Annotated in this window: 24 protein-coding genes and 2 pseudogenes; 18 read left to right on the top strand and 8 right to left on the bottom strand. The window is 64.0% G+C overall.

All coding sequences use genetic code 11. The features are described from left to right. Both Q0T48_RS05755 and Q0T48_RS05750 read left to right on the top strand, forming a co-directional pair. Entirely contained in the window at positions 1-903 is a 903-nt protein-coding gene (locus Q0T48_RS05755; RefSeq protein WP_295953669.1) for a 5'-nucleotidase, read from the top strand. Between the two features lie 48 nt (positions 904-951). Beyond that, on the top strand, positions 952-2,715 hold the full coding sequence (locus Q0T48_RS05750) for an ABC transporter ATP-binding protein/permease (RefSeq protein ID WP_295953667.1): 1,764 nt from the start codon (positions 952-954) through the stop codon (positions 2,713-2,715). Between the two features lie 30 nt (positions 2,716-2,745). On the opposite strand, the gene Q0T48_RS05745 is transcribed toward Q0T48_RS05750, so the two are convergent. The 3 genes from Q0T48_RS05745 to Q0T48_RS05735 all read right to left on the bottom strand — a co-directional run bounded on the left by Q0T48_RS05745 (position 2,746) and on the right by Q0T48_RS05735 (position 6,348). After that, positions 2,746-3,465 (bottom strand): hypothetical protein, encoded by a 720-nt coding sequence (locus tag Q0T48_RS05745; protein ID WP_295953664.1) that lies wholly within the window; start codon positions 3,463-3,465, stop codon positions 2,746-2,748. A 130-nt stretch (positions 3,466-3,595) separates the two neighbouring features. Next, positions 3,596-4,069, bottom strand: coding sequence for a DUF1854 domain-containing protein (locus Q0T48_RS05740; RefSeq protein WP_295953661.1), 474 nt, complete (start codon positions 4,067-4,069; stop codon positions 3,596-3,598). A 2-nt stretch (positions 4,070-4,071) separates the two neighbouring features. Then, positions 4,072-6,348, bottom strand: a complete 2,277-nt coding sequence (locus Q0T48_RS05735; protein ID WP_295953658.1) for an ABC transporter ATP-binding protein — start codon at positions 6,346-6,348, stop codon at positions 4,072-4,074. 154 nt (positions 6,349-6,502) lie between these two features. Between Q0T48_RS05735 and cphA (Q0T48_RS05730) the strand changes: the two genes are divergently transcribed. From cphA (Q0T48_RS05730) to Q0T48_RS05700, 7 genes and pseudogenes are all read left to right on the top strand, one after another. Then, positions 6,503-8,749: a cyanophycin synthetase gene (gene cphA / locus Q0T48_RS05730; RefSeq protein WP_295953655.1), complete on the top strand. Its 2,247-nt coding sequence runs from the start codon at positions 6,503-6,505 to the stop codon at positions 8,747-8,749. Beyond that, the gene (gene cphA, locus Q0T48_RS05725) at positions 8,749-11,316 is read left to right on the top strand and encodes a cyanophycin synthetase (protein WP_295953652.1); all 2,568 of its coding nucleotides are present in this window, start codon (positions 8,749-8,751) and stop codon (positions 11,314-11,316) included. Before cphA (Q0T48_RS05730) ends, cphA (Q0T48_RS05725) begins: the two co-directional genes overlap by 1 nt. 240 nt (positions 11,317-11,556) lie before the next feature. Then, positions 11,557-12,375: pseudogene (locus Q0T48_RS05720) on the top strand (outer envelope protein). Between the two features lie 116 nt (positions 12,376-12,491). Next, the gene (gene minC, locus Q0T48_RS05715) at positions 12,492-13,226 is read left to right on the top strand and encodes a septum site-determining protein MinC (protein WP_295953650.1); all 735 of its coding nucleotides are present in this window, start codon (positions 12,492-12,494) and stop codon (positions 13,224-13,226) included. Between the two features lie 95 nt (positions 13,227-13,321). Beyond that, the gene (gene minD, locus Q0T48_RS05710; protein WP_295953818.1) at positions 13,322-14,137 is read left to right on the top strand and encodes a septum site-determining protein MinD; all 816 of its coding nucleotides are present in this window, start codon (positions 13,322-13,324) and stop codon (positions 14,135-14,137) included. A 3-nt stretch (positions 14,138-14,140) separates the two neighbouring features. Continuing rightward, the gene (gene minE / locus Q0T48_RS05705) at positions 14,141-14,404 is read left to right on the top strand and encodes a cell division topological specificity factor MinE (protein WP_295953647.1); all 264 of its coding nucleotides are present in this window, start codon (positions 14,141-14,143) and stop codon (positions 14,402-14,404) included. A gap of 14 nt (positions 14,405-14,418) precedes the next feature. Continuing rightward, positions 14,419-14,886, top strand: a complete 468-nt coding sequence (locus tag Q0T48_RS05700) for a CreA family protein (RefSeq protein WP_295953644.1) — start codon at positions 14,419-14,421, stop codon at positions 14,884-14,886. A 3-nt stretch (positions 14,887-14,889) separates the two neighbouring features. Here the strand turns inward: Q0T48_RS05700 and Q0T48_RS05695 are convergent, their stop codons facing one another. Beyond that, positions 14,890-15,534 (bottom strand): DUF2076 family protein, encoded by a 645-nt coding sequence (locus Q0T48_RS05695; protein ID WP_295953640.1) that lies wholly within the window; start codon positions 15,532-15,534, stop codon positions 14,890-14,892. A 395-nt stretch (positions 15,535-15,929) separates the two neighbouring features. Here Q0T48_RS05695 and cobG point away from each other — a divergent pair, with 395 nt between their 5' ends. Genes cobG through cobJ form a run of 4 tightly spaced genes read left to right on the top strand, consistent with a single transcriptional unit; the run spans position 15,930 to position 19,198 of the window. Continuing rightward, entirely contained in the window at positions 15,930-17,120 is a 1,191-nt protein-coding gene (cobG, locus tag Q0T48_RS05690; protein WP_295953635.1) for a precorrin-3B synthase, read from the top strand. After that, positions 17,104-17,736, top strand: a complete 633-nt coding sequence (locus Q0T48_RS05685) for a precorrin-8X methylmutase (RefSeq protein ID WP_295953633.1) — start codon at positions 17,104-17,106, stop codon at positions 17,734-17,736. The genes cobG and Q0T48_RS05685 overlap by 17 nt, the downstream gene beginning before the upstream one ends. Then, positions 17,736-18,467 carry a precorrin-2 C(20)-methyltransferase gene (locus Q0T48_RS05680; RefSeq protein WP_295953631.1) on the top strand — a complete coding sequence of 244 codons (732 nt, stop codon included), beginning with the start codon at positions 17,736-17,738 and terminating at the stop codon, positions 18,465-18,467. Before Q0T48_RS05685 ends, Q0T48_RS05680 begins: the two co-directional genes overlap by 1 nt. Further along, on the top strand, positions 18,464-19,198 hold the full coding sequence (gene cobJ, locus Q0T48_RS05675; RefSeq protein ID WP_295953630.1) for a precorrin-3B C(17)-methyltransferase: 735 nt from the start codon (positions 18,464-18,466) through the stop codon (positions 19,196-19,198). Before Q0T48_RS05680 ends, cobJ begins: the two co-directional genes overlap by 4 nt. Before the next feature lie 5 nt (positions 19,199-19,203). Here the strand turns inward: cobJ and Q0T48_RS05670 are convergent, their stop codons facing one another. Beyond that, the gene (locus Q0T48_RS05670; RefSeq protein WP_295953627.1) at positions 19,204-19,965 is read right to left on the bottom strand and encodes a cobalt-precorrin-6A reductase; all 762 of its coding nucleotides are present in this window, start codon (positions 19,963-19,965) and stop codon (positions 19,204-19,206) included. Between Q0T48_RS05670 and cbiE the strand changes: the two genes are divergently transcribed. The 5 genes and pseudogenes from cbiE to Q0T48_RS05645 all read left to right on the top strand — a co-directional run. Continuing rightward, positions 19,940-21,121, top strand: a complete 1,182-nt coding sequence (gene cbiE, locus Q0T48_RS05665) for a precorrin-6y C5,15-methyltransferase (decarboxylating) subunit CbiE (RefSeq protein WP_295953620.1) — start codon at positions 19,940-19,942, stop codon at positions 21,119-21,121. The two genes, Q0T48_RS05670 and cbiE, sit on opposite strands and share 26 nt — an antisense overlap. Further along, on the top strand, positions 21,103-21,495 hold the full coding sequence (locus tag Q0T48_RS05660) for a cobalamin biosynthesis protein (RefSeq protein ID WP_295953617.1): 393 nt from the start codon (positions 21,103-21,105) through the stop codon (positions 21,493-21,495). Before cbiE ends, Q0T48_RS05660 begins: the two co-directional genes overlap by 19 nt. Beyond that, a complete protein-coding gene (cobM, locus tag Q0T48_RS05655; RefSeq protein ID WP_295953614.1) occupies positions 21,492-22,277 on the top strand; it encodes a precorrin-4 C(11)-methyltransferase in 786 nt (261 codons plus the stop codon). Before Q0T48_RS05660 ends, cobM begins: the two co-directional genes overlap by 4 nt. Then, positions 22,274-23,035 (top strand): precorrin-6A synthase (deacetylating), encoded by a 762-nt coding sequence (cobF, locus tag Q0T48_RS05650; protein WP_295953611.1) that lies wholly within the window; start codon positions 22,274-22,276, stop codon positions 23,033-23,035. The genes cobM and cobF overlap by 4 nt, the downstream gene beginning before the upstream one ends. Before the next feature lie 94 nt (positions 23,036-23,129). Beyond that, a pseudogene (locus Q0T48_RS05645) lies at positions 23,130-23,333 on the top strand (methyl-accepting chemotaxis protein); the annotation flags it as partial. 28 nt (positions 23,334-23,361) lie between these two features. On the opposite strand, the gene Q0T48_RS05640 reads toward Q0T48_RS05645, so the two are convergent. The 3 genes from Q0T48_RS05640 to Q0T48_RS05630 all read right to left on the bottom strand — a co-directional run bounded on the left by Q0T48_RS05640 (position 23,362) and on the right by Q0T48_RS05630 (position 24,746). Next, positions 23,362-23,712, bottom strand: coding sequence for a TfoX/Sxy family protein (locus Q0T48_RS05640; protein ID WP_295953608.1), 351 nt, complete (start codon positions 23,710-23,712; stop codon positions 23,362-23,364). Positions 23,713-23,831: 119 nt separating this feature from the next. After that, complete coding sequence (locus Q0T48_RS05635) at positions 23,832-24,143, bottom strand: MmcQ/YjbR family DNA-binding protein (protein ID WP_295953816.1); 312 nt, start codon at positions 24,141-24,143, stop codon at positions 23,832-23,834. Between the two features lie 168 nt (positions 24,144-24,311). Continuing rightward, positions 24,312-24,746, bottom strand: coding sequence for a nuclear transport factor 2 family protein (locus tag Q0T48_RS05630; RefSeq protein ID WP_295953815.1), 435 nt, complete (start codon positions 24,744-24,746; stop codon positions 24,312-24,314). Between the last annotated feature and the right edge of the window lie 90 nt (positions 24,747-24,836).

Raw genomic sequence — 24,836 nt, 5'->3', positions numbered from 1 at the left:
ATGCCAATCTCCCTCGACGACAAACTGGTGGTGGCGATTTCCTCGCGCGCCCTGTTCAACCTCGAAGAAGAAAACCGCCTCTTCGACGCGGGCGACGACAAGGCCTACATGCAGCTGCAGTTTGACCGGCTGGACCTGCCTGCGCAGCCGGGCGTGGCGTTTTCATTGGTCAAGAAGCTGCTGGCCTTCAACGACGACGGCATCAAGCGGGTCGAAGTGGTGATTCTGTCGCGCAATGACCCGGTCAGCGGTATGCGTATTTTCCGCTCCAGCAAGGCGGGGGGCCTGCACCTGGAGCGGGGCGTGTTCACCCAAGGTCGATCGCCTTACGGCTACCTGCGCGCACTGGGCGCGCACCTGTTTTTATCGGCCAACGAGAAGGATGTGCGCGATGCGCTGGCAGCGGGCTTTCCGGCGGCGCGGGTGCTGACCGAATCAACCCAGGCGGGCCACAACTACCCCGATGAAGTGCGCATTGCCTTCGACGGCGATGCCGTGCTGTTCAGCGACGAGGCCGAGCGGGTCTACCAAAGCCAGGGGCTGGATGCCTTCCAGCGTCATGAAACCGACAAAGCCACCATGCCCCTGCCGGACGGCCCGTTCAAACCGCTGCTGGTGGCACTGAACCGGCTACAACAGGCCAACAACCCGCACATGCGCATCCGCACCGCCCTGGTCACCGCCCGCAGCGCCCCGGCGCACGAGCGCGCCATCCTGACGCTGATGGACTGGCACATCGCGGTGGATGAGGCCATGTTCCTCGGCGGCCTGCCCAAGGGCGAGTTTCTGCGCGAATTCGAACCCGACTTCTTCTTCGACGACCAGACCGGCCACGTCAACTCCGCCGCCCGCCACGTGCCAGCCGGGCACGTGAGCAGCGGCGTTTCCAATCCAGCGAACTAAATCGCTGCGTGCAGGTCCATCCGCCTGCTTCTCCACCATAAAGACCCCATGCGCCTCGCCAACCTGAAAGCCCAGACCGCCCAAGTCTGGAAGCTGTCGATCCCGTATTTCCAGTCCGAAGAAAAATGGAAAGCCCGCGCCCTGCTGGCCTCCATCGTGGCGCTGAACCTGTTGGGGGTCTACCTGCTGGTGCTGCTGAACAACTGGAACCAGGTGTTCTACGACGCGCTGCAAAACAAGGACTCGGCGGTGTTCTGGCAGCAGCTGGGGCGCTTTACTTACATCGCCTTTGCCCTGATCGTGCTGGCGGTGTACAAGTTTTACCTGACCCAGCTGCTGGAAATGCGCTGGCGCGCCTGGATGACCACGCACTACCTGGTGCGCTGGCTGTCCAACCAGGCCTTCTACAAAATGGAGCTGGCCCGCTTCGCCAAGGCCAACCCGGAGGCCGGGCCCGACAACCCCGACCAGCGTATCCAGGAAGACCTGAACCAGTTCACCGGCCTGACCATTGGCCTGTGCATGGGCGTGCTGAATTCGGTGGTCACCCTGGTGAGCTTTGTCGGGATTTTGTGGAAACTGTCGGGCGACTTTTCGTTCCACTTCGGCGGCAGCGAATACTTTGTGCCCGGCTTCATGGTCTGGATGGCCCTGCTGTACTGCCTGGCGGGCAGCATCATCACCTTCTACATTGGCCGTCCGCAGATCAAACTGAACTTCCAGCAGCAGCGCGTCGAGGCCGATTTTCGGCACCACATGGTGCGGGTGCGCGAATACAGCGAATCGATTGCACTGGACCACGGCGAAAAGGTCGAACGCGCCCACCTGAACATGCGCTTTGGGGCCGTGCTGGTCAACTACCTGAAGTTGCTGAAGGCCCAAAAGCGCCTGATCTGGTTTAACAGCTTCTTTGGCCAGGCAGCGGTGGTGTTTCCGTTCATCGTGGCCGCACCGCGGTTTTTCAGCGGTGCCATCCAATTGGGCACGCTGATGCAGATCTCATCGGCGTTTGGCCGGGTGCAAGACTCGCTGAGCTGGTTTGTCGACAACTACAGCAGCCTGGCGACCTGGCGCGCCACCACCGACCGGCTGACCTCGTTTGAAGAACAAATTCAGGCTCTAGCGCTGGTGCAGTCTTCGCAAGCAGCTACTAATTCAGTAGCAGGCAGCACCCTGGAAGCCCGCAACCTGACGCTGCGCCTGCCGGACGGCAGCGTGCTACTGAACGGTGTCAACCTGCAAGCCCGCCCTGGCGACCACATTTTGCTCAGCGGACCTTCGGGCAGCGGAAAATCCACGCTGTTCCGCGCGTTTGCCGCCATCTGGCCGTTCAGCAGCGGGCAGATTGCCCTGCCAGCCGACGCGATGTTTATCCCCCAGCGCCCCTATTTCCCCGACGGCACCTTGCGCAGCGCCCTGGCCTACCCCACCGCCGCCAGCGGCTACACCGACGAGGCCCTGCGCCAGGCCCTGGTAGACGCACTGCTGCCCGACCTGGCCGACCAGTTGGACCAGGAAGCCGCCTGGGGCCAAAAACTATCGGGTGGCGAGCAGCAGCGGCTGGCGATCGCCCGGGTGCTGCTGAAAAAGCCGCGCTGGATTTTTGCCGACGAAGCCACCAGCGCGCTGGATGCCGTGGCCGAGAATTTGATATATAAACGGCTTCTAGCCCAGGTAGAATCTGCACAAGGCGCTATTATTTCAATAGCACACCGCCCGGGTGTAGCAGCCTTCCACAACCAGCGCTGGACGCTGGAGCCGCAACCCGCAGGGGCCGTTGCGCGCTACCAGATCGCGCAAACCGCCCTATAAAAAAAGCCGCTCTGGGAGCGGCTTTTTGGATTAAACCCCCGTCGTTTTCTTGACGGCAGACGGGTCTTCGTAGGTCAGCGGCCCCTCGGCCAACTTGTCGGGGTTGAGGGTCTGGTTGGCGGTATGCGCCACATCGATGGCATTGCCACCAGCCCGCCACAGCAACTGCAAAAAGTCCAACAGCTTCTTGGAGATCGGCTCAGGGGGTGGATTCTCGGGCTTCTTTTCCACCGCCTTAGGCGTGGTGGTCCAGTCGGTGGACGGGTCTTTTTCGGTGCTCAGCGGCTGGTTCGGACCAGGTTCTTTACCGGCTTCCAGCAGCTTGGCGGCTTTGGCTGCGGTCTCAGGCGATTCGTTTTGCAGGCCGTTACCAGCTTTGGCGCCCGTTTCGGTGGCCGCCACCTTCTGGCTAACGGCCTGGGTTACCGCCGTCGGTGTGCTGGGCTCGACGCCCCCCACGGCTTTGACCGCCTGGGCTTGCGCCGCCTCGCCCTTGGGCACGGCCCGCACAGCCGTACGGGCCTGCTCTGCGGCCTCCAGCTTGGCCACTTCTTCTTGGGTGGTCGAAATGATGAGCTTGACCGACGGCGTGGGTGTCGCAGCCGCCTCCAGCTTGGTGGTTTCTTCCTGGATGGCTGCGGTTACAGGCTGTGTATCTGGCCCCTGGGTCGCCGTAGACCCTACGCCAGAACGCGTGCCAGCCGCAGCGGGCGGCCAGTTCACGGTACGTTCGACAGGAGGGATTTGCATTGTGTTCACCAGGTAAGGGAGTCTGTGGATACTTTTTTCAGACCTCGTACTTTGGTTAACGGCAGAAATGCAGGGTTATTTAGGCCTATTTCTAAAAATATTAAAAAAACTTTACGCCCGGATAGACAACTTACAAAAATCGCTCCAACAGCCTGCGCGAGCCCCGGTCCAGCGCCGTCATGTCGCGCACGCTGAACTGCACGCCTGCGCCACCGGCAATCAGCAAGCCGGTACGGCCCAGGCGGCGGATGTCTTCTTCGGTTTTGAGCACAAAGTCGGTGTCGCCACGGTCGGTTTCCACCGTCCAGACGCTGGGCGTGGAGAAGGTAGACACGGCCTTGACCCGCAGGATCTCGGGCACAAATTCGCGAGCGGCCAGCTCCTCCACCAGCAGGCTGTGGACGGCGGGGGGCAAGCCGCTGAGGCTGTCAATCCACACCAGTTCGTGGCCCTCGGTGCCGACCAGGGACACGCCCTCGTCCGGCGCAGCAATTGGGAAAGCGCGCACCGGCACCACGCCTTCATGGCGTTCGCCGGTGGTGAAAACCACGGCCAGGCGGCCGAACGCATCGCGTTCCAGCAAGAAATCAGGGGTAGATGTCATGCTTAGTTTCCTGCGGGGTGGGCTGAGTGCTCGGTGGGGCGCGACAGGCTCAGGCCCTCGTCTTCGCTCTCGGTGCGGCGTAGTTGCGCCTGGTACAGCCGCCAGTAGGCGCCCTCGCGGGCCATCAGCTCTTCGTGCGGGCCGACCTCGACCACGCGGCCCCGGTCCATCACCACCAGGCGGTCGGCCTTGCGCAGGGTGGACAAACGGTGGGCGATGGCGATGGTGGTGCGGCCCTGTACCAGGTTGTCCAACGCCTTCTGGATTTCGTTTTCGGTTTCGGTATCGACCGAGGAAGTGGCTTCATCCAAAATCAAAATACGCGGATCGATCAGCAGCGCACGGGCAATCGAGATGCGCTGGCGCTCACCGCCCGACAGGCCCTGGCCGCGCTCGCCTACCAGCGAGTCGTAGCCCTGGGGCAGGCGCAGGATGAACTCATGTGCGTGGGCGGCACGGGCGGCGGCCACGATTTCTCGGCGGGTCGCATCGGGCTTGCCGTAGGCGATGTTCTCGGCGATGGTGCCAAAGAACAGAAAGGGCTCTTGCAGCACCAGGCCGATGTTGCGCCGGTAATCGGCCACGGCGTAGCGGCGGATATCGGTGCCGTCCACCTGGATGGAGCCGTCGGTCACGTCGTAAAAACGGCAGATCAGGTTCACCAGCGTACTCTTGCCCGAGCCGCTGTGGCCCACCAGGCCAATCATGTCGCCAGGGCGGATCACCAGGTCCAGGTCGCGGATGACGGCGCGGTTGCCATAGCGGAAACCAATGCCCTTCATCTCGATCTGGCCGCGCACGCCGCCGGTACTGGCGCTGACGGGCACCGGCACGGGCTGGGTGGGCTCGGGTACGTTGGACACGTGGTCCAGGATGTCAAAAATCCGCTTCGCACCGGCGGCGGCCTTTTGCGTCACCGACACAATGCGGCTCATCGAGTCCAGCCGGGTGTAGAAACGGCCGATGTAGGCCACAAAGGCGGTCAACACGCCCACGGTGATCTGCTGTTTGGATACCAACCAGATACCAAACGCCCAGACCACCAGCAGGCCGATTTCGGTCAGCAGCGAGACGGTGGGCGAAAACAGCGACCAGATCTTGTTGAGCCGGTCGTTGGCTTCCAGGTTGTGCCGATTGGCAGTGCGAAAGCGCTCAGCCTCGCGCTTTTCTTGCGCAAAAGCCTTTACTACGCGAATGCCGGGAATGGTGTCGGCCAGCACATTGGTGACCTCGGACCAGACCCGGTCGATCTTCTCGAAGCCAGTGCGCAGACGGTCGCGCACGGTGTGGATCATCCAGGCGATAAAGGGCAACGGAATCAGGGTCACCAGTGCCAACAACGGGTTTTGGTAGAACAAAATCACCGCCGTCATGGAGATCATCAGCACGTCGGTGGCAAAGTCCAGCGCGTGCAGCGACAAAAACACGCAAATGCGGTCGGTTTCCGAGCCGATGCGGGACATCAGGTCGCCGGTGCGCTTGCCGCCAAAATAGTCTAGCGACAGCTCCAGCAGGTGGTCGAAGGTGGTGGTGCGCAGGTCGGCCCCAATGCGCTCGGACACCAATGACAGGATGTACGTGCGGGCCCAGTTCAGCCCCCAGCCCAAGACCGCCGCACCAAACAGGCCACCCAGGTAGACCACCACCTTATGCGGCTCGATAGTCTGCCCGTTCTGGAACGGGATCAGGATTTCATCCATCAGCGGAATCGCCAAATAAGGCGGAATCATGGACGCGGCAGTCGAGGCCATGGTCAGCGCAAAACCGGCCGCCAACTGCTTGCGGTACGGCTTGGCAAAGCGCCACAGGCGCAACAGCACCCAAGTGGACGGCGGGGTATGCAGCTCGCGCTGGCAGACCGGGCACTCTTCGCTGTCGGGTGGCAGGGGCGCGTGGCAGGTAGGGCACTGGCCAGGTTCGTCCAGGCTCAGCTCCAGGGGGGCCGCGCGCTGGTCAAACAGTTTGACCAGGCGCTGCGCCTGCGGGTCGGCAGCCAGGGTGTAGCGCCAGCGGGCCAGCCGGGTCTGGGTGTCGTGCAGCTCCAGCGTGCCGACACCGGCGTGGTCAAAATGGCGCAAGGCCAGACCGGGCGTGAGCGGCCAGGCCTGCCAAGTGCCGTCCTGGTGGCTCAGCAGGCGTTGGTCGGTCAGGGTCAGCAGCCCCGGTGCAAAGCGCAGCTGGGCATCCAGGTCAACGGACAAGCTGACTAGGGCGTTCTCGTGGGAGAGGAGCTGCGATTGCAAGCCACTGCTTAATTCGACGGGATGATGATGTTGCATGTATATAAAGACCCTAAGATTTCTGGCCAAGCGCCGGTGCCTCGTCGGGGCATCAGATTCTCGCCGATGCCAAGTCCATTTCTAATTACCATATGCACCTGCGCACATTAGCCACCAGCAGCCGGGCCGCCCGGACACTACTTACGCCAAAAACATGAGCCCCAAGGACGATATCCAACTGCTGCGCATCAATTATTTGCGTGGCCCCAACATCTGGACCTACCGGCCCGCCCTCGAAGTCTGGCTCGACCTGGGGGAACTGGAAGAATTTCCTTCTAACCTGCTGCCCGGTTTTACCGACCGTCTGGTCGCCCTGCTGCCCGCCCTGGTGGAGCACCACTGCGGCGTGGGCGAGCGTGGCGGCTTTCTGCAGCGGCTGGTAGAGGGCACCTGGGCCGGCCATACGCTGGAGCACGTGGTCATCGAGCTGCTGAACCTAGCGGGCATGCCCACCGGCTTTGGTCAGACCCGCAGCACCTCGCAGCGCGGCGTGTACCGCATGGTGTTCCGGGCCCGCGACGAGCAGGTTGCCCGCACCGCCCTGGCCCAGGGCCACCGGTTGCTGATGGCCGCCATCAACGACCAGCCGTTTGACGTGTCCGCTGCCGTTGCCGCTGTGCGCACCGAGGTCGACGACTGCTACCTCGGCCCCAGCACCGCCTGCATCGTGGCCGCCGCCACCGACCGCAGCATCCCGCACATCCGCCTGAACGACGGCAACCTGGTGCAACTGGGCCATGGTGCCCGCCAGCGCCGCATCTGGACGGCCGAAACCGAATTCACCAGCGCGATTGCCGAGGGCATTGCCCACGACAAAGATCTGACCAAGACCCTGCTGCAGTCCTGCGGCGTGCCGGTGCCCGAAGGCGTGGTGGTCGACAGCCCGCAAGCCGCCTGGGATGCCGCACAAGACGTGGGCCTGCCGGTAGTAGTAAAGCCGTCCGACGGCAACCACGGCCGGGGCGTGGCACTGGACCTGAGCACCCAGGCCGATGTGGAAGCTGCCTACCTGGTGGCCGAGCAGCACGGCAGCGAAGTGCTGGTCGAGCGCTTTGTGCGCGGCAACGAGCACCGCCTGCTGGTGGTGGGTGGCCGCGTGGTCGCCGCCGCCCGGGGTTCGGTCGCCTGGGTCACGGGCAACGGCCAGTCCACCGTGGCCGAACTGGTAGACGCACACATCAACACCGACCCGCGCCGTGGCACCCACGAAGACGCGCCGCTGGGCCTGATCGACACCTACAAAGACGAAGCTGTGCTGCTGGACCTGCAGCGCCAGGGTCTCTCGCCTGATGCGGTGCCCGCGGCGGGCAAACAGGTGCTGATCCAACGCAACGGCAACGTCGCCATCGACTGCACTGACTTGATGCACCCCGAGGTGGACCACATCGTGTCTCTGGCGGCGCGCATCGTCGGGTTGGACATTGCCGGGGTGGACGTGGTGTGCGAAGACATCTCCAAACCGCTAGGCCCCCAGGGCGGCGCGATTGTGGAAGTCAACGCCGGCCCAGGCTTGCTGATGCACCTGAAACCCGCCGAGGGCTCGCCCCGCCCGGTAGGCCGCGCCATCGTAGACCACCTGTTTGACGAAGACGAGACCGGCCGCATCCCCATCGTGGGCGTGGCCGGTACCCAGGGCACGCACACCATCGCCCGGCTGGTCGCCTGGCTGTTGCACCTGAGCGGTAAGCGCGTCGGCCTGGCCTGCCGCGACGGCTTGTTTCTGGACACCCGGCGCATCGAAACCAAGGACTGCGCCCACTGGGAACCAGCCCACCGCCTGCTGATCAACCGCTCGATGGAAGCCGCCGTAATCGAAAACGGGGCCGCCAGCATCCTGCGCGATGGCCTGGCCTACGACCGCTGCATCGTCGGCATCGTTACCGACCTGGGTGGCGCCTCCACGCTGGCCGAATTCGACATTACCGAAGACGACCAACTGGTGAAAGTGCTACGCACCCAGGTGGACGTAGTGCTGGCCGAAGGCGTGGCCGTGCTGAATGCTGTGGACGAGCGCGTGGCCGCGATGGCCGAGCTTTGCGACGGCTCCGCCATTTTGTATGGAATTGACCCGCTACTCCCCACCACCATTGCACACCGTGCTTTAGGCGGCAGAGCAGTCATCATCCACAAAGGCCACATCATGCTGGCTACCGGCAGTGCCGAAGTGCCGCTGGTCAACCTGGAGCGGCTCACCGCCAACTGGACCACTCCGGCGCAGCTGGAGCCCATCCTGGCTTCGATTGCCGCCGCTTGGGCGATGGATATTTCGCCCGATTTGATTGTGGCCGGGCTCAAGACCTTCGAACTGGACCTGCCCACCGTCCGCCCCACGCCCCCTGTACGCGCCACCCTGCCCCCGGCCGCACCCCGTACCGAACAAGAAGATAGAAAGACCGACTGATGGAAGTCTCACGCATCCGGGCCCTGCGCGGCCCTAATCTTTGGAGCCGCCATACCGCTGTGGAAGCCGTGGTGGCCTGCGCGGAATCTGAGCAGGCTATTGCCCAGATTCCCGGGTTCGAGGTCGCCGTGCGCGCCCTGTTCCCCGCCATCGGACCGTTGCGCCCCAACCGCGAACACGGTTCGGTGTCGCTGGCCCATGTGCTGGAAGCCGCCACGTTGGCGCTGCAGGCCCAGGCTGGCTGCCCGGTCACCTTCAGCCGCACCTCGGCTACCGAACAGACTGGCATCTACCAGGTGGTGGTGGAGTACAGCGAAGAAGCCGTGGGCCGCCAGGCGCTGGAATTGGCCCAGGCCCTGATACAGGCGGCGCTGAACCACACCGCATTCGACAAAGATGCCGCCATCGCCCAGCTGCGCGAAACCGACGAGGACGAGCGCATGGGCCCCAGCACCGGGGCCATCGTGGATGCCGCCGTGGCCCGGGGCATCCCCTACCGCCGCCTGACCAAGGGCAGCATGGTGCAATTTGGCTGGGGTTCGCGCCAGCGCCGCATCCAGGCCGCGGAATTCGACCTGACCAGCGCCGTGTCCGAAGCCATCGCCCAGGACAAAGACCTGACCAAAAAACTGCTGCACGCCGCCGGTGTTCCGGTCCCGCTGGGCCGCCCGGTGGAAACGCTGGACGAAGCCTGGCAAGTAGCAATGGAAATCGGCTTGCCCGTGGTGGTGAAGCCGCAAGACGGCAATCAGGGCAAGGGCGTGACGGTCAACATCGTAGACCGCGCGCACCTGGAAGCGGCCTTCGCGGCGGCTGCCGAAATCGGCGAAGTGATGGTCGAGAAATTCTTGCCCGGCAGCGACTTCCGCCTGCTGGTGGTGGGCAACAAGCTGGTGGCTGCAGCCCGCCGCGACCCACCCCAGGTGCTGGGCGACGGCGTACACACCGTGCGCGAGCTGGTGGATATCGTCAACTCCGACCCCAAGCGCGGCGAAGGCCATGCCACCTCGCTGACCAAGATCCGCTTTGACGACATCGCCATCGCCCGGCTGGCGCTGCAAGATCTGGCCCCGGACTCGGTGCCCACCATCGGCCGCCGCGTGATTCTGCGTAACAACGCCAACCTGAGCACTGGCGGCACCGCCACCGACGTGACCGACGACGTGCACCCCGCCGTCGCCGCCCAGGCGGTGGCCGCTGCCCAGATGATCGGCTTGCACATCTGCGGCGTGGACGTGGTCTGCGAAAGCATGCTCAAGCCGCTGGAAGACCAGCACGGCGGCATCGTCGAAGTCAACGCCGCACCCGGCCTGCGCATGCACATCTCGCCCTCGTTCGGCAAGGGCCGCAATGTGGGTGAAGCCATGGTCAGCAACCTGTATGCGGCGGGCGACGATGGCCGCATTCCGGTGGTGGCCGTTACCGGCACCAACGGCAAAACCACCACCGCCCGCCTGATCGCCCACCTCTTCACCAGCAGCGGCCTGCGCGTCGGCATGACCAACACCGACGGTGTCTACGTCAATGGCCGCCAGATCGACAGCGGCGACTGCTCGGGCCCCAAAAGCGCCCGCAATGTGCTGATGCACCCCGATGTGGATGCTGCGGTGTTTGAAACCGCCCGCGGCGGCATGCTGCGCGAAGGCTTGGGCTTTGACCGCTGCCAGGTGGCCGTGGTCACCAATATCGGCGCAGGCGACCACCTGGGCCTGAACTACATCACCACGGTGGAAGACCTGGCAGTGCTCAAACGCGTCATCGTGCAAAACGTGCCCGCCACCGGTTACGCCGTGCTGAATGCCGCCGACCCCATCGTCGCCGCCATGGCCACGGCCTGCCCCGGCAACGTCATCTACTTCACCGCCGACCGCCACCACCCGGTGATGGCCACCCACCGCGCCCAGGGGCGGCGCACGGTGTATGTCGATGGCGACCACATCGTTGCCGCCGTGGGCTCGTGGCGCGAACAGATCGCCCTGCGCGATGTGCCGCTGACCCGCGCCGGCACCATTGCCTTCCAGGTGGACAACGCCATGGCCTCGGTGGCCGCCGCCTGGGGCGTGGGCATGAACTGGGACACCATCCGCCGCGGCCTGTCGAGCTTTTCCAACGATGCCGACAACGCCCCCGGCCGCTTTAACGTGATGGACTACAAGGGTGCCACGGTGATTGCCGACTACGGCCACAACCCGGATGCCATGCGCGCCCTGGTGTCCGCCGTAGAGGCCATGCCTGCCAAGCGACGCTCGGTGGTCATCAGCGGTGCTGGAGACCGGCGCGACGAAGACATCCGCGAACAAACCGTGATTTTGGGTGACGCGTTTGACGACGTGATCCTGTTCGAAGATGCCTGCCAGCGGGGCCGTGCCGATGGCGAAGTGGTCAAGCTGCTGCGCGAAGGCCTGGCCAATGCCCAGCGCACCCGCACGGTGGACGAGATCTACGGCGAATTCATCGCCATCGACCACGCCTTGGCGCGCTTGCAACCCGGCGACCTGTGTTTAATCTTGGTGGACCAGGTGGAAGAAGCCCTGGCGCACCTGGCGCAACGGGTAGCCGCGGCCTAGAACGCTCTCTGCCTGTGGGCGGTTTATGCTGCACTGCAACAGGGCAGGATGGTGGAAGCCATCCTGCCCTGTTGCCTTTGGATGGTGCATCTCCGCACACTTACAAAGTTTTCAGGCCTTTAGCGCATATCCGGCATACACAGATAGCTATATTTTTTGAAATAAATGTAAGTATTTGTTGGTATGGTGTTTGCACTGTGGAAGTGGGCAATCAGTTCACTTAACCACCAGGGATACACGATGAAATTCACATGCACAGGCACGCTTGTTTTGGCAGCCGCAGCGGCTTTGACCACCGGCACGCTGGCACACGCTGCGGACTGGAGCGACACCTCCATCGGCTACCGATACGGCAACAGCTTTCGGGAACCATTCAATCCCAGCGATATTTCCAAAAACATCGTCAACATCACCCATGCCAGTGGTTACAAATACGGCAGCAACTACCTGAACCTGGACATCCTCGAATCGGACTCCACCGACCACGGTGCCCAAGAGGCCTACCTAGTCTACCGCCACACCCTGGACTTGGGCAAAGTCACCGGCAAAAGCTTTGCTTTCGGCCCGGTGCGCGGCCTGGGCCTGACGGCAGGTTTTGACTGGAACACCAAAAACGACCCCAACTACGCCTCCAAAAAGCGCATGCTTGTGGTGGGCCCCACGCTGATGGTCGACGTACCAGGCTTTCTGAACGTCAGCCTGCTGGTATTGAAAGAAAGCAATTTCCCCATCGGCACCGCCAGCCGTTACAGCTACAAAACGCATCCCATGCTCACGTTGGCCTAGGGTGTACCGATCGGCGGCACCGGGCTGTCGTTCGAGGGCTACATGAACTACATCGGAACCAAGGGAAACAACGAATTTGGCGGCACCACCTCGCCCGAAACCAATTTCGACGGCTCCATTTTTTATGACCTGAGCCCCACACTCGGTTCCAGCAAAAACACCTTCCGTGTCGGCATCGGCTACCAATACTGGCGCAACAAGTTTGGCAACCCCGGCACCATCACCGGTACCACGGCCAAAACGCCAATGGTCCGCGCCGACTACCACTTCTAGCGTCAAAAGCGCCATGCGGGCACCTTACCAACCCGCATGGCCCGTAACAGCCCCTGGCCGGGGCCACGGGCAGCGGTAAAATCGCGCCTTTGTCGCCTTTCCCCCCTCCTCCATCCATGTCGTCTGTAACCACCGGGCCAGCCCGGGCCTGCTTTGACCTGAAAAGCGCCACGCTGCCCCTGCTTGCGGTGGTGATGAAAACCGCCGACTTGGCCGCCCTGGCCCAGGAGATGGAAACCCGCTTTGGCGACACCCCCGATTTTTTCGACCAGGACCCGGTGGTCATCAACCTGCTGCCGGTGGCCGACAGCACCGATCCCATTAATTTCAATCTGCTGGTCGAGCTGCTGCGCAGCTACCACATGCAGCCGATTGCCGTGCACGGCGGCAGCGCAGCGCAGCGGCAGGCAGCCTTGAAGGCCGGGCTAGTGGACGCACCCGACATCACCACCGCCGCGCCCCTGCCGCAAGCTGCGCCCCCCGTGGCCGCTCCCGCGCCCGAACCGGCCGTGGTGGTCCCCAGCGGTGCACTGGTCATCGACAAGCCCTTACGTTCAGGCCAGCAGGTCTACGCCCGGGGCAGCGATCTGGTAGTACTGGCCATGGTCAGCAACGGTGCCGAGGTGCTGGCCGATGGCAGCATCCATGTGTACGCCCCGCTGCGCGGCCGCGCCATTGCCGGAGCCAAGGGCAATGAAGATGCCCGTATTTTCAGCACCTGCCTGGAGGCCGAGCTGGTTTCCATCGCCGGTGTGTACCGCACCTCTGAAATCCCCCTGCCCGCCGAGGTGCTGGGCAAACCGGCCCAGGTGCGGCTGCTCAGCGAAAAGCTTGTCATGGAAGCCCTGTAATGGCCACACGCCGCAAACAAAACCCGGTTCGCCGCCCACCGCCGTCGGCATCCATCACTCCATTCAAACCCAGAACCCTGAAAGACCCGCAACCCATGACCAAGATCATTGTGGTGACATCCGGCAAAGGTGGCGTTGGCAAAACCACCACCAGCGCTAGCTTTGCCTCCGGCCTCGCGCTACGCGGCCATAAAACGGCTGTGATCGACTTCGATGTCGGCCTGCGCAACCTCGACTTGATCATGGGCTGCGAGCGCCGTGTGGTGTACGACCTGATCAACGTCATCCACAACGAAGCCAACCTGAACCAAGCGCTGATCAAAGACAAGCAGTGCGACAACCTTTTCGTGCTGGCCGCCTCGCAAACCCGCGACAAAGACGCGCTGACGCAAGACGGCGTAGAGCGCGTGCTCAAAGACCTGGGCGACATGGGCTTTGAGTACATCGTCTGCGACTCGCCTGCAGGTATTGAGACCGGTGCGCTGATGGCCATGCACTTTGCCGACGAAGCCCTAGTGGTGACCAACCCCGAAGTCTCTTCGGTGCGCGACTCGGACCGCATTCTGGGCATGCTGGGCTCCAAAACCAAGCGCGCCATTGAAGGCAAGGAGCCCATCAAGGAGCACCTGGTCATCACCCGCTACAACCCGGTGCGCGTAGAGGACGGCCAGATGCTGTCCCTGGAGGACATCCAGGACATTCTGCGCATCCCGCTGATGGGTGTGATCCCCGAGTCGGAAACGGTACTTCAGGCATCCAACCAGGGTCTGCCCGCTATCCACCTGACCGAAACCGACGTATCAGAAGCCTACAAGGACGTGGTAGCGCGGTTTTTGGGCGAAGACAAGCCCATGCGTTTTGTCGAAGCCGTGAAGCCCGGGTTTTTCAAGCGCCTTTTCGGAGGGAAATAAGCCATGTCTTTCCTGTCGTTCTTCTTGGGCGAGAAGAAAAAAACCGCCTCTGTGGCCAAAGAGCGGCTGCAAATCATCCTGGCGCACGAGCGCAGTGGCCGGGGTGCCAGCCGCCCCGACTACCTGCCCGCCCTGCAGCGTGAGCTGCTGGCGGTGATCTCCAAGTACGTGTCGATCAACGCTGAGGACATCAAGGTGCATCTGGAGCGCCAGGACAACCTGGAAGTGCTGGAAGTAAAAATCGAATTGCCTGAGGCATTGCGCTAAAACTGGAGATTCGGATGAAACTGTGGACTGTTACTTTGGCACTGGCTGCCACCTGCGTCGCTGCCCAAGCCGAGCAAATTGGCTCGGTGGACACAGCTTTCCAATGGATTGGGCCAGACCACAAAATCGTGGTTGATGCGTTTGACGATCCGCTGGTACAGGGCGTGACCTGCTTTGTCTCGCGGGCCAAAACCGGCGGGCTCAAAGGTGCTTTCGGCCTAGCCGAAGACAAGGCCGAGGCCTCCATTGCCTGTCGCCAAGTCGGCACGATCAGCTTCACCAAGCCACTGCCGCAAAGCGACGAGGTGTTCAACGAGCGCCTGTCCATCCTGTTCAAAAAGCTGCGCATCGTGCGCATGGTGGACAAAAAACGCAACGCCCTGGTCTACCTGACCTATTCCGACAAGCTGATCGACGGCTCGCCGGAAAACGCTGTCACCGCCGTGGCGGTAGACCACGCGACACCCATCCCGCTCAAATAAAGCTCAAGCCCAGTCGCTGGAGCTGTCGCCGCCAATATCCAGCCCGTCGTCGTTACCGAACACATCCGTGTTCGCATCCGCGACGGATTGCGCCGCCTCCGGTGCAGCCGCCGTCGGCTCGCTCAGGCCAAAGGCCGAAGCCGGTGTGCCCGCCAACGCACTACTGCCGTGGTGGCCCATCAGGCTCTCAATCCCCTGGAACAAAAATGCCCCTGCCGCCACGCCTGCAGCGGTGGTGGCCATGCCAGTCAAGAAACTGGGGGCCTGGAAGCGCGAGGCTGCGGCGGGTGCCAGTGCGGCAGCTGGGGCAGCCTGTGGGTAGGCCGGTGCCGGGGCGTAGGCCGCAACCGGTGCCACCGGTGCCCGGCCCCAGCCGTTGGCATCCAAAAAATTAGCGCTGGCGGGTGCCGTGGCGGCTGCCGACTTGGCCTGCTGTAACTCGGCTTGCAGGCTGGCGATCTGCGCCTGGGCTGCTTGCAAGGCGTTGTCTTGCAGCAGGCAGCGCTGCACCAACAGATAGGCTGCATCGGGCTGGTGGGCCACCGCGGTTTCGATCAGCGTCTGCGCCTCCGCGTCCTTCACGGTGGCCCGCGCCTGGCCGAGTTGCTGCAAAAAGGTGGTGAGTTGGTCGCGCTCTGGGGTGTTCATGGAAGCCTCAACAGTATGGGTGAATGCACAGTAGATACCGCCCAGCCCCCAAAATTCAATGCCCACACCAGCCTGCGGTGGTGAAGTGGGGGTAAAGATCGATGTGATTCACTTCACAATTGCTATATTTTTAATAGCTATTAGCAAAGACAACACCTACGCTAGAGCTCTATTTTTTATAAATTTCCGTTCCCAGCCCGCGGTGCGCACTGCGGACCGATAGCCGGTGCCCACCACAGCGTGGCCCCAGGACCGGCAGCCCGGCAGTAATGCGATACTTAAAGGCTTGACCAGTGGAGGGATTTGACCCATCCACCGGCCCACACACCCCCGGCGTTTGCGCCGACGGGCGCACCAACTGCCCCCACCACCGCCCAGAAACCAGCCGCTTCCGGATGCGAACCGCCATAGCCACGCCCTCCACGCCACCCCTGGCCACCGCCGCACCGCCGCAGATCCAGGGCTGGTGTCCGGGAGCCCTGCGCCCGATGCTGTCGGGCGACGGCCTGGTGGTGCGGGTACGGCCGCATGCAGGCTGGCTCACATCGGCCCAGGCCGCTGGTATCGCCGCCCTGGCCCGCCAGCACGGCAACGGCCTGCTGGACCTGACCAGCCGCGCCAATCTGCAACTGCGCGGTGTCGATCCCGATGGTCACACCGCCTTGCTGCAGGGCCTACACGCCCTGGGTCTGGTGGACAGCAGCGCCGAGTGTGAATCCCGGCGCAACATCCTCGTCAGCCCGTTCTGGCAGCCGGATGACGGCACACAAGCCATCGCCGCCGTACTGGCCGAAGCCCTGGCCGCGCCGGATGCCCCCGCCTTGCCCGGAAAGTTCGGCTTTGCGGTGGACTGCGGCGCACAGGCCGTGCTGCGCGCCAGCCCGGCCGACATCCGTATCGAACGCGGCTGCGGCGGCTTCACGGTGCACGCCGAGGGCTATGCCACAGGTGCCTGTGTCAGCGCCCAGGACCTTGTGCCCGCCGCGATGGCGCTGGCGCACTGGTTCACCGCGCAAGGCGGGAAACGGATGGCGGCACTGGCCCCGCAGCATGCGCTGCCGGAACGCTTTCAGGCGACTAGCGACTTTTCACCCTCCGCCTCCCCACCTCAGCCAGGTCCTACCGCCGTCGGCTGGCTGGTAGGTGCCGAATTTGGCCAGTTGCAGGCCGACACCCTGGCCGCCCTGTCAACGTTGGGCGCACTGCGGTTGACCCCCTGGCGCATGCTGCTGGTCGAGGGTTTGCAGCACGCCCCCAAAATAGACGGCCTGGTCACCCGACCCTTTGACGCGCGCATGCGGGTAGTGGCATGTACCGGCGCACCCGGCTGCCTGCAAGCCGCCGCAGCCACCCGCCCGCTGGCGCGCGCACTAGCCCCTTTGGTTCCTGTAGACCAGTTGCTGCACGTCTCCGGCTGCAGCAAGGGTTGCGCCCATCCGCGAGCTACCTTGACGCTGGTGGCAACACCGGCAGGCTTCAACCTGGTTCGCCACGGCACGGCAGCCGCCCTACCCGATCTGCTGGCCTTGGCCCCCGAAACGATTGCTTCCTATTTGTTCCCTACACCCCATGCGCCACGTATTTGAAACCGATGGCGCTGCCATATACCGCCAGTCCTTTGCCATCATCCGGGCCGAGGCCGACTTGGCCCGCTTCAACCCCATCGAAGAGCTGGCCGTGGTCCGCATGGTGCACGCCACCGGCATGGTCGGGCTGGAAGCCCATGTGTGCTTCTCCGAGGGCATGGCCGAAGCCACCCGCGCGGCGCTGGAGGCGGGTGCGCCCATCCTGTGCGACGTGCGCATGGTCAGCGAAGGCATTACCCGCAGCCGCCTGCCCGCCGACAACGCCGTCATCTGCGCGCTGAACGATCCCCAGGTGCGCGACCTGGCCCAGAGCATGGGCACCACCCGCAGCGCTGCCGCGCTGGAGCTGTGGCGGCCCCATCTGGCCGGTGCCGTGGTGGCCATCGGCAACGCGCCCACCGCTCTGTTCCACCTGCTGAACATGCTGCAAGACCCTAACTGCCCACGCCCTGCGGCCATCATCGGCTGCCCGGTGGGCTTTGTGGGGGCTGCCGAATCCAAGGCCGCGCTGATGGCTGCACCGCCCGTGCCCGCCATGGTGGTGCAAGGCCGCCTGGGTGGCAGCGCCATCACCGTCGCCGCCGTGAACGCACTCGCCTGCCGGAGGGAGATCTGATGGGCCGCATCCTCTGCGCGGGCTTAGGCCCTGGCGATCCGGACCTGATGAGCGTGCGCGCCGACCGTGCCATCCGTGCCGCCCGCCATGTGGCCTATTTCCGCAAAAAAGGCCGCCCCGGCCAGGCCCGGCGCATCGTGGACGGCATGCTGGCCGACGATGTAGTCGAGTACCCAATGGAATACCCGGTGACCACCGAGCTGCCGTTCGACAGCCCCGAATACATCGCCTGCCTGGCCGCGTTTTACGACGACTGGACCATCCGCCTGGCAAATCTGGCGCAACTTGATGACGTGCTGGTGCTGTGCGAAGGCGATCCGTTCTTTTACGGCTCGTTCATGCATCTCTACACCCGCCTCAAAGGCCGGGCTACGGTGGAAGTAATCCCCGGCATTCCCGGCATGGTGGGCTGCTGGTCGGCCACCGGCACCCCCATCACCTGGGGCGACGATGTGCTGGTGGTGCTGATGGGCACGCTGCCCGAGGCCGAGCTGCTGCGCCACATGCAATCGGCCGATGCCCTGGTGATCATGAAGACGGGCCGCAACCTGCCACGTGTGCGCAGCGCGCTGGCCAAGGCGGGCCGCCTGGACCAGGCTTGGTTGGTCGAGCGCGGCACCATGCCAGGCGAGCGCGTCGTACCGCTCGTCGAAGTGGATGGCACCGACTGCCCCTACTTCGCCATCGTGCTGGTACACGGCCAGGGCCGCCGCCCCGAGGTGCTGGAATGAGCGGCTGGCTGTGTATCGCAGGCCTGGGCCCGGGTGATGCCGCACTGGTCACCCCCGAAGTCACCCAGGCGCTAGAGGCCGCCACCGACATCGTGGGCTACATCCCCTACGTCGCCCGCATCGCGCCGCGTTCCGGCCTCACGCTGCATGCGTCTGACAACCGGGTGGAGATGGACCGCGCCCGCGCTGCGCTACAGATGGCCGCTGAGGGCCGCCAGGTGGTCATCGTCTCGTCTGGCGACCCGGGGGTGTTTGCCATGGCGGCGGCCGTGTTTGAAGCGTTGGAAGGCCGCCCGGACTGGCAGGCACTGGATATCCGCGTGCTGCCCGGCATCACCGCCATGCTGGCTGCGGCAGCCAAAGCCGGTGCGCCGCTGGGCCACGACTTCTGCGCCATCAACCTCAGCGACAACCTCAAGCCCGCCGCGCTGATCGAATCCCGCGTGCGCGCCGCCGCCGGGGCCGACTTTGCCATGGCCTTCTACAACCCCCGCTCCGCCAGCCGCCCGCACACCTTTGGCCGCATGCTGGAGATATTGCGTGAAACTTGCGGGCCAGACCGGCTCATCACCTTTGCCCGTGCCGTGAGCACGCCGGAAGAAAAGCTGCTGACCGTCACGCTACTTGAGGCCACGCCCGAGATGGCCGACATGCGCACCGTGGTGATTGTGGGTAACTCCGCCACCCGCCGCGTGGGCCGCTTTGTCTACACCCCGCGCTCGGCGCTATGAATTTTCTAGCTGCTCACGCCATGGATACGGCGCAGGACCTCGTTTACGCTATGCACTACTGTGCGGGCGGGTATGAAGGGCCGGGCTATCAGGATCACAGGCAAACCCAGCTCCCGCGCCGCCGTCAGCTTGGCCTGCGCGCCTGCACCACCCGAATTTTTGGACACCACATGGGTGATGCCGTGCGCCTGCAGCAAGGCGCGGTCGCCTTCCAGAGTGAAGGGACCCCGGTCCAGCACCAGCTGGCCCCGCTCGGCGGGCAAGTCCAGCACGGGATCGACCAGCCGCAACAAATACCAATGCTGCGCACACGCCAAAAACGGTGCCAGGTGCTGGCGTCCAATGGCCAAAAATACGCTGGCGGGCTCGGTGGGCAAGGCCTGCACCGCAGCAGCGATATCCGGCACGTGTTGCCACACATCACCGCTCTGGGCCTGCCACGCGGGCCGCTCCAGCGCCAGCAGGGGCACGCCTGCTGCGGCACAGGCCTGCACCGCGTTACTGCTCATCTGCGCGGCAAACGGGTGGGTGGCATCCACCACCTGGGTGATGCGCTCAGCCTGCAAAAAAGCCTGCAAACCCGCCACCCCGCCAAAGCCCCCCACGCGGGTGGGCAGCGGCTGGGCGATGGGCGCGCTGGTACGGCCTGCGTACGAAAATATGCCGTCCACGCCCGCCTGCGCCAAGGCCTGGGCCAGGCGGCTGGCCTCGGTGGTGCCCCCCAAAACAAGGATGCGGTGAATGGCTGAACCCTGGCTGTCAATCATAGGAATCGGAGAAGATGGTCTGCATGGCCTGGGCGATGGTAGCCGCTCGGCCTTGGCGCGCGCACAGCACGTCTTTGGCGGCGCACGGCACCTGGCGCTGGCCGGTGCGGGCAGTCGGGGCCGTGAGTGGCCGCTGCCGTTTGACATCGCCCCGGTGCTGGCCCTGCGCGGCCAGCCGGTGGCCGTACTGGCCTCGGGTGACCCGTTCTGGTTTGGCGCGGGTGGCAGTTTGGCAAGCCATTTGGTGCCCGGCGAATGGCAGGCTTTTCCGGCACCCTCGACCTTCTCGCTGGCCGCCTCCCGCCTGGCCTGGCGGCTGGAAAACGTGCATTGCCTGGCCCTGCACGCCGCACCTTTTTCCCGCAGCCGCTCTGCATTGCACAACGACGCGCAACTGCTGTGCCTGCTGCGCGATGGCCCGGCGGTGCGCGACTTTGCGCAATGGCTGACCCAGCAAGGCTTGGGTGCATCCAACCTGTGGGTACTGGAAGCCCTGGGCGGCCCGCGTGAACGCATACGCCAGTGCGCGGCCAGCACCCTGGACTTCGCAGACATCCAAAGCCCGGTGGCCGTGGCCGTTCAAGTCATGGGCCCCTTGGGCTTACCGAACACCCCCGGCCTGCCAGACGATAGCTTTGCCCACGACGGCCAAATCACCAAGTCACCTATCCGCGCCCTCACCCTCAGCGCCCTCGCACCCCGCCCCGGCGAACACCTGTGGGACCTGGGCGCAGGCTCGGGGTCGGTGTCGGTGGAGTGGTGCCTGGCGGGCGGCACGGCCAGCGCGGTAGAGCAGCACGCCGAGCGCGTGGTGAACATCCGCGCCAACGCCGCATCTTTCGGCATGGACCACCGCCTGGGCGTGCACTGTGGTGCCACACAAGACCTGTTGGCGGGCCTGCCCACGCCCCATGCCATTTTTGTCGGTGGCGGTTTCGATGCGGCCTTGTTTGCCAGCTTGCAATCCGCAGCGCCCACAGGCTGCCGCCTGGTGGTGAACGCGGTGACGCTGGAGACCGAATCCGCCCTGCTGCAACTGCACGCCCAGCATGGCGGCACCCTCCTGCGCATAGAGCTGGCGCAGGCCGCGCCCCTGGGCCGCATGCGTGGCTGGCAGCCCAGCCGAGCGGTGGTGCAGTGGAGCGTGGTGTTGTGAGCGTGGCGGGCTTGGGCTTTCGCGCCCAGTGCAGCGTGGCCTCTTTGCGTGCGGCTCTCCATGCCGCGCAACACACCCACAGCGCGCCCCTCACCGCCCTGGCCACTGCCGCCGACAAAGCCGACCACCCCGCCCTGCTGCAACTCGCTGCCGAACTGCAACTGCCCATCATCCCCATCCACCAGCCGCTGCTGGTTACCCAAGCCGCCACGCCGAGCGCCCACGTGCCCGCCCGCTACGGCGCGCACAGCGTGGCCGAAGCTGCCGCGCTGGCGGCGGCGGGCCCGGCTGCCGTGCTGCGGGTTGGCCGCTGCGTCAGCCCCGACCGACTGGCGACAGCCGCCATTGCTTCTACTGAAAAGACCCAAGCATGACCGTTCACTTCATCGGCGCAGGCCCTGGCGCACCGGATTTACTCACCCTGCGAGGCCGCGATCGGATTGCCGCCAGCCCGGTGTGCCTCTACGCGGGCTCACTGGTGCCCGAAGGCGTGCTGGCCCATTGCCCGCCCGGCGCGCATATCGTCAACACCGCGTCGCTGTCGCTGGAGCAAATACTGGCCGAGATCAGCGCCGCGCACGCCGCCGGGCAGGACGTGGCCCGCCTGCATTCGGGCGACTTGTCGGTGTGGTCGGCAATGGGCGAGCAACTGCGTGGCCTGCGCGCGCTGGGCATCCCGTACACCGTCACACCCGGCGTGCCAGCGTTTGCGGCGGCGGCGGCCACGCTGGAGGCCGAACTGACGCTGCCGGGCCTGAGCCAGTCGGTGGTGCTTACCCGCACCTCAGGCCGCGCGTCGGCCATGCCCAGCACCGAATCCTTGGCGAACTTTGCCGCCACCCAGGCCGTGCTGGCCATCCACCTGTCCATCCATGTGCTGCCGCGCGTAGTGGCCGAGCTGAGTCCCCACTACGGCGCCGACTGCCCCGTGGCCGTGGTCTGGCGCGCCAGCTGGCCCGACGAGCGCGTGGTGCGCGCAACGCTGTCCACCATTGAAGCCGCCGTGGGCGAAGGCATGGAGCGCACCGCCCTGATTCTGGTCGGCCATACCTTGGGTGCAGAAGAATTTGCCCACAGCCGCCTCTACGCAGGCGACTACGACCGCCGCTACCGCCCGCTGGGCACCGCGCCCCGCTTCCCGGCAGACACGGAATGATCGAGCTCTGCTTGGTCGGCATAGGCACCGGCAACCCCGACCACGTGACCCGCCAGGGCGTGAAAGCGCTGAACGCCGCCGATTTGATTCTGGTGCCGCGCAAAGGCGCAGGCAAAGCCGACCTGGCCGAGCTGCGCCTGCAACTCTGCAAGGAACTGGTCACCAACCCTGTCACCCAGGTCGTCGGCTTCAACATGCCGGTGCGCGATACCGACGACCCCGACTACCCCGCCGCCGTGCACCGCTGGCACGACGCAATTGCCGAGGTGTGGCTGGCCACCATCCGCACCCATTTACCCGCCGGTGGCTCTGTTGCCCTGCTGGTATGGGGCGACCCCTCGCTGTACGACAGCACCCTGCGCATTGCCGAGCGGCTGGCGGTGCATCTGCCGGTGAAGGTAACGGTGGTGCCCGGCATCACCGCCCTGCAAGCCCTGACTGCCGCCCACGCCATCGCGCTGAACGACATCAACGCTCCCGTCACCATCACCACCGGCCGCCAACTGCGCGACTTTGGGTGGCCCGTGAATGCGGATACTGTGGCGGTGATGCTGGACGGGCACTGTGCGTTTCAGCATCTAGCGACTGAGGGTGTCACGATCTGGTGGGGGGCCTATCTGGGCATGCCGCAGCAGATTTTGGTGTGCGGGCCGCTGACGGAAGTCAGTGCGCGGATTCTGGTGGAGCGGCAGGCGGCGCGGGCTGCGCATGGGTGGGTGATGGATACGTATTTGATGCGACGGGACACGCGGGGTTGATCGGCAGCTACGTCTGCAAAGCAGCGTTTGCTGTCCTTCGATGTAGAGGCCGGAACTCTCGGTAAGGGACACCTTGCGGTCATTCGTTCTGAATACGGCGATCATTGGCGTGATCGATGGAACTCCCTTCCAAACCAAAATTCCGGCTCTGAATACCGCCATCAAGGCTGCCCGTGCGGGTGAGCAAGGACGGGGCCTTGCGGTGGTCGCGTCAGAAGTGCGCAGCCTAGCTGCACGCTCGGCAGAGGCGGCCCGAGAGATCGGTAGCTTGATCCATACCAACGTTGAACGGGTGGAATCCCCACCGTGAGCGTCATCTCCGTGGATCAACCCTTCGCGCTGTGGACCGCCGCGAGGTAGGCCCGCTCAGCCCACTGCTGCAGTTGCTCATGATCTTCAACCACGTCGGCGGGCACTTCCCAGTAGGACTTCAGCGCATGCTGCTCGCCTTCGCTCACGTAGCCTAGGGCATGGGAACCAGCGGCCTCGTAGTTTTTGCGCGAGTCGTCATCAACTTTGAAGTAGATGCCTCCATGCCAAGCCATGGCAAAGACATGATCTTGCCGATAGAGTGCAACGGCACCGAATAGAGGCCGTGTCGTGATCTTTGCCCAGGACGAGAGCTGATCTACGTAATGATCTGCAAGTGCTTGGGTTTTCTGGGATTGCTGGGTCATTGTTGGGTTCCTTTTGTTGAGGTGGCTTTTGTCGAATGCTCAATAGGATCGATACGTCGATGCTTTCAGGTTATGCACCAGGTCTCCAGGCACTTTGATAGCTCGGATCACCCTCTTGCTCACTCCGTGTCCTTCTTTGGCCTATCACGCACCGGCATCGTTTCGACCACCACCTGATAGGAAGTCTTGACCAGTTTCGTAATCAACTGCGGGGTAATGCCCCGACCCGCGCCGATGGAGATCCAGTGCCCCTTGTCCAGGTAGCGTCCAAAGGTTACCGTTTGGAAGTGATCGCGCAGCGCACTCGCATGGTCTGGATCGGCTTTCAGTGTGATGATCCTCTCGCCAGGATCATCGGTCACGATCATGAAAACTTTGTCGCCGACCTTGTACACGTCCAGCTTTTCCACGGATGGGCGACCGTGGCTCACGCCTGGCAGCGATGCCGCCACTTGTCGGGCCAACGGCTGGAGTTGGCGCCGCGAAAGGCTTCTTCTACCCGGCCTCGGGTCACCCGAATCGCGCACGTTTATACGAACACCTTTTCCATGCGCTTGTAAGACTCGCGTGTTTGGTCCGAGGAGCGCTGCGTCCAGCGATCAGGAAGCCGAGGCCGTTGCCATGGACTGCGTGATCGCCCAGTTCGAATGCACGATACGCCATGCGTCCGCGATCTTCCGGTAGACCTCCGTCGCGTTCCAGGCACGTAGCAGTTGCTCTGCGCCGTTGTCATCCGCGACATAGGTAAGCAGGTTGTAGCTCAGCACGGCCAGATCACCTGCCTCGCTGCTGATCACGTGTGGATTGAGATACTCACTGCGCACGATATGCGGGTTCTTGTACAGCTTCTGGATATGTTCGACGACCGCATCGCGCCCCACCAGCAGGCTCTCAAGAGCAGGGTCGAAGTAGCTAATGTCCTCATGGTAGTTGTCGAGATAACCGCGGTTGTCTCCTGCGCTCCACCGCTCATTGAGCGAGCGCTCTGACCTTGCCCTCGAAAAACGTATCCCTTGCTGAGTGTTTAAATTCACGCAAGGAGAACGGAAATGACGAAGACGGCGAGAGCGCGATACACGCTCGAATTCAAGCAAGAAGCAGTGCGACTGGTCGAGGGAGGTCAG

This window comes from Rhodoferax sp., assembly GCF_025354435.1.
In the GTDB taxonomy this organism is placed as follows: Bacteria; Pseudomonadota; Gammaproteobacteria; order Burkholderiales; family Burkholderiaceae_C; genus Rhodoferax_B.
Note: the sequence above shows the minus strand (reverse complement) of the source record. Positions and strands in the feature narration are given on the sequence as shown.

Coding starts and splice junctions, on each gene's coding strand:
- Q0T48_RS05755 (WP_295953669.1), top strand. CDS start 1: ATGCCAATCTCCCTCGACGACAAACTGGTGGTGGCGATTTCCTCGCGC.
- Q0T48_RS05750 (WP_295953667.1), top strand. CDS start 952: ATGCGCCTCGCCAACCTGAAAGCCCAGACCGCCCAAGTCTGGAAGCTG.
- Q0T48_RS05745 (WP_295953664.1), bottom strand. CDS start 3,465: ATGCAAATCCCTCCTGTCGAACGTACCGTGAACTGGCCGCCCGCTGCG.
- Q0T48_RS05740 (WP_295953661.1), bottom strand. CDS start 4,069: ATGACATCTACCCCTGATTTCTTGCTGGAACGCGATGCGTTCGGCCGC.
- Q0T48_RS05735 (WP_295953658.1), bottom strand. CDS start 6,348: ATGCAACATCATCATCCCGTCGAATTAAGCAGTGGCTTGCAATCGCAG.
- cphA (WP_295953655.1), top strand. CDS start 6,503: ATGAGCCCCAAGGACGATATCCAACTGCTGCGCATCAATTATTTGCGT.
- cphA (WP_295953652.1), top strand. CDS start 8,749: ATGGAAGTCTCACGCATCCGGGCCCTGCGCGGCCCTAATCTTTGGAGC.
- minC (WP_295953650.1), top strand. CDS start 12,492: ATGTCGTCTGTAACCACCGGGCCAGCCCGGGCCTGCTTTGACCTGAAA.
- minD (WP_295953818.1), top strand. CDS start 13,322: ATGACCAAGATCATTGTGGTGACATCCGGCAAAGGTGGCGTTGGCAAA.
- minE (WP_295953647.1), top strand. CDS start 14,141: ATGTCTTTCCTGTCGTTCTTCTTGGGCGAGAAGAAAAAAACCGCCTCT.
- Q0T48_RS05700 (WP_295953644.1), top strand. CDS start 14,419: ATGAAACTGTGGACTGTTACTTTGGCACTGGCTGCCACCTGCGTCGCT.
- Q0T48_RS05695 (WP_295953640.1), bottom strand. CDS start 15,534: ATGAACACCCCAGAGCGCGACCAACTCACCACCTTTTTGCAGCAACTC.
- cobG (WP_295953635.1), top strand. CDS start 15,930: ATGCGAACCGCCATAGCCACGCCCTCCACGCCACCCCTGGCCACCGCC.
- Q0T48_RS05685 (WP_295953633.1), top strand. CDS start 17,104: ATGCGCCACGTATTTGAAACCGATGGCGCTGCCATATACCGCCAGTCC.
- Q0T48_RS05680 (WP_295953631.1), top strand. CDS start 17,736: ATGGGCCGCATCCTCTGCGCGGGCTTAGGCCCTGGCGATCCGGACCTG.
- cobJ (WP_295953630.1), top strand. CDS start 18,464: ATGAGCGGCTGGCTGTGTATCGCAGGCCTGGGCCCGGGTGATGCCGCA.
- cbiE (WP_295953620.1), top strand. CDS start 19,940: ATGGCTGAACCCTGGCTGTCAATCATAGGAATCGGAGAAGATGGTCTG.
- Q0T48_RS05670 (WP_295953627.1), bottom strand. CDS start 19,965: ATGATTGACAGCCAGGGTTCAGCCATTCACCGCATCCTTGTTTTGGGG.
- cobM (WP_295953614.1), top strand. CDS start 21,492: ATGACCGTTCACTTCATCGGCGCAGGCCCTGGCGCACCGGATTTACTC.
- cobF (WP_295953611.1), top strand. CDS start 22,274: ATGATCGAGCTCTGCTTGGTCGGCATAGGCACCGGCAACCCCGACCAC.
- Q0T48_RS05640 (WP_295953608.1), bottom strand. CDS start 23,712: ATGACCCAGCAATCCCAGAAAACCCAAGCACTTGCAGATCATTACGTA.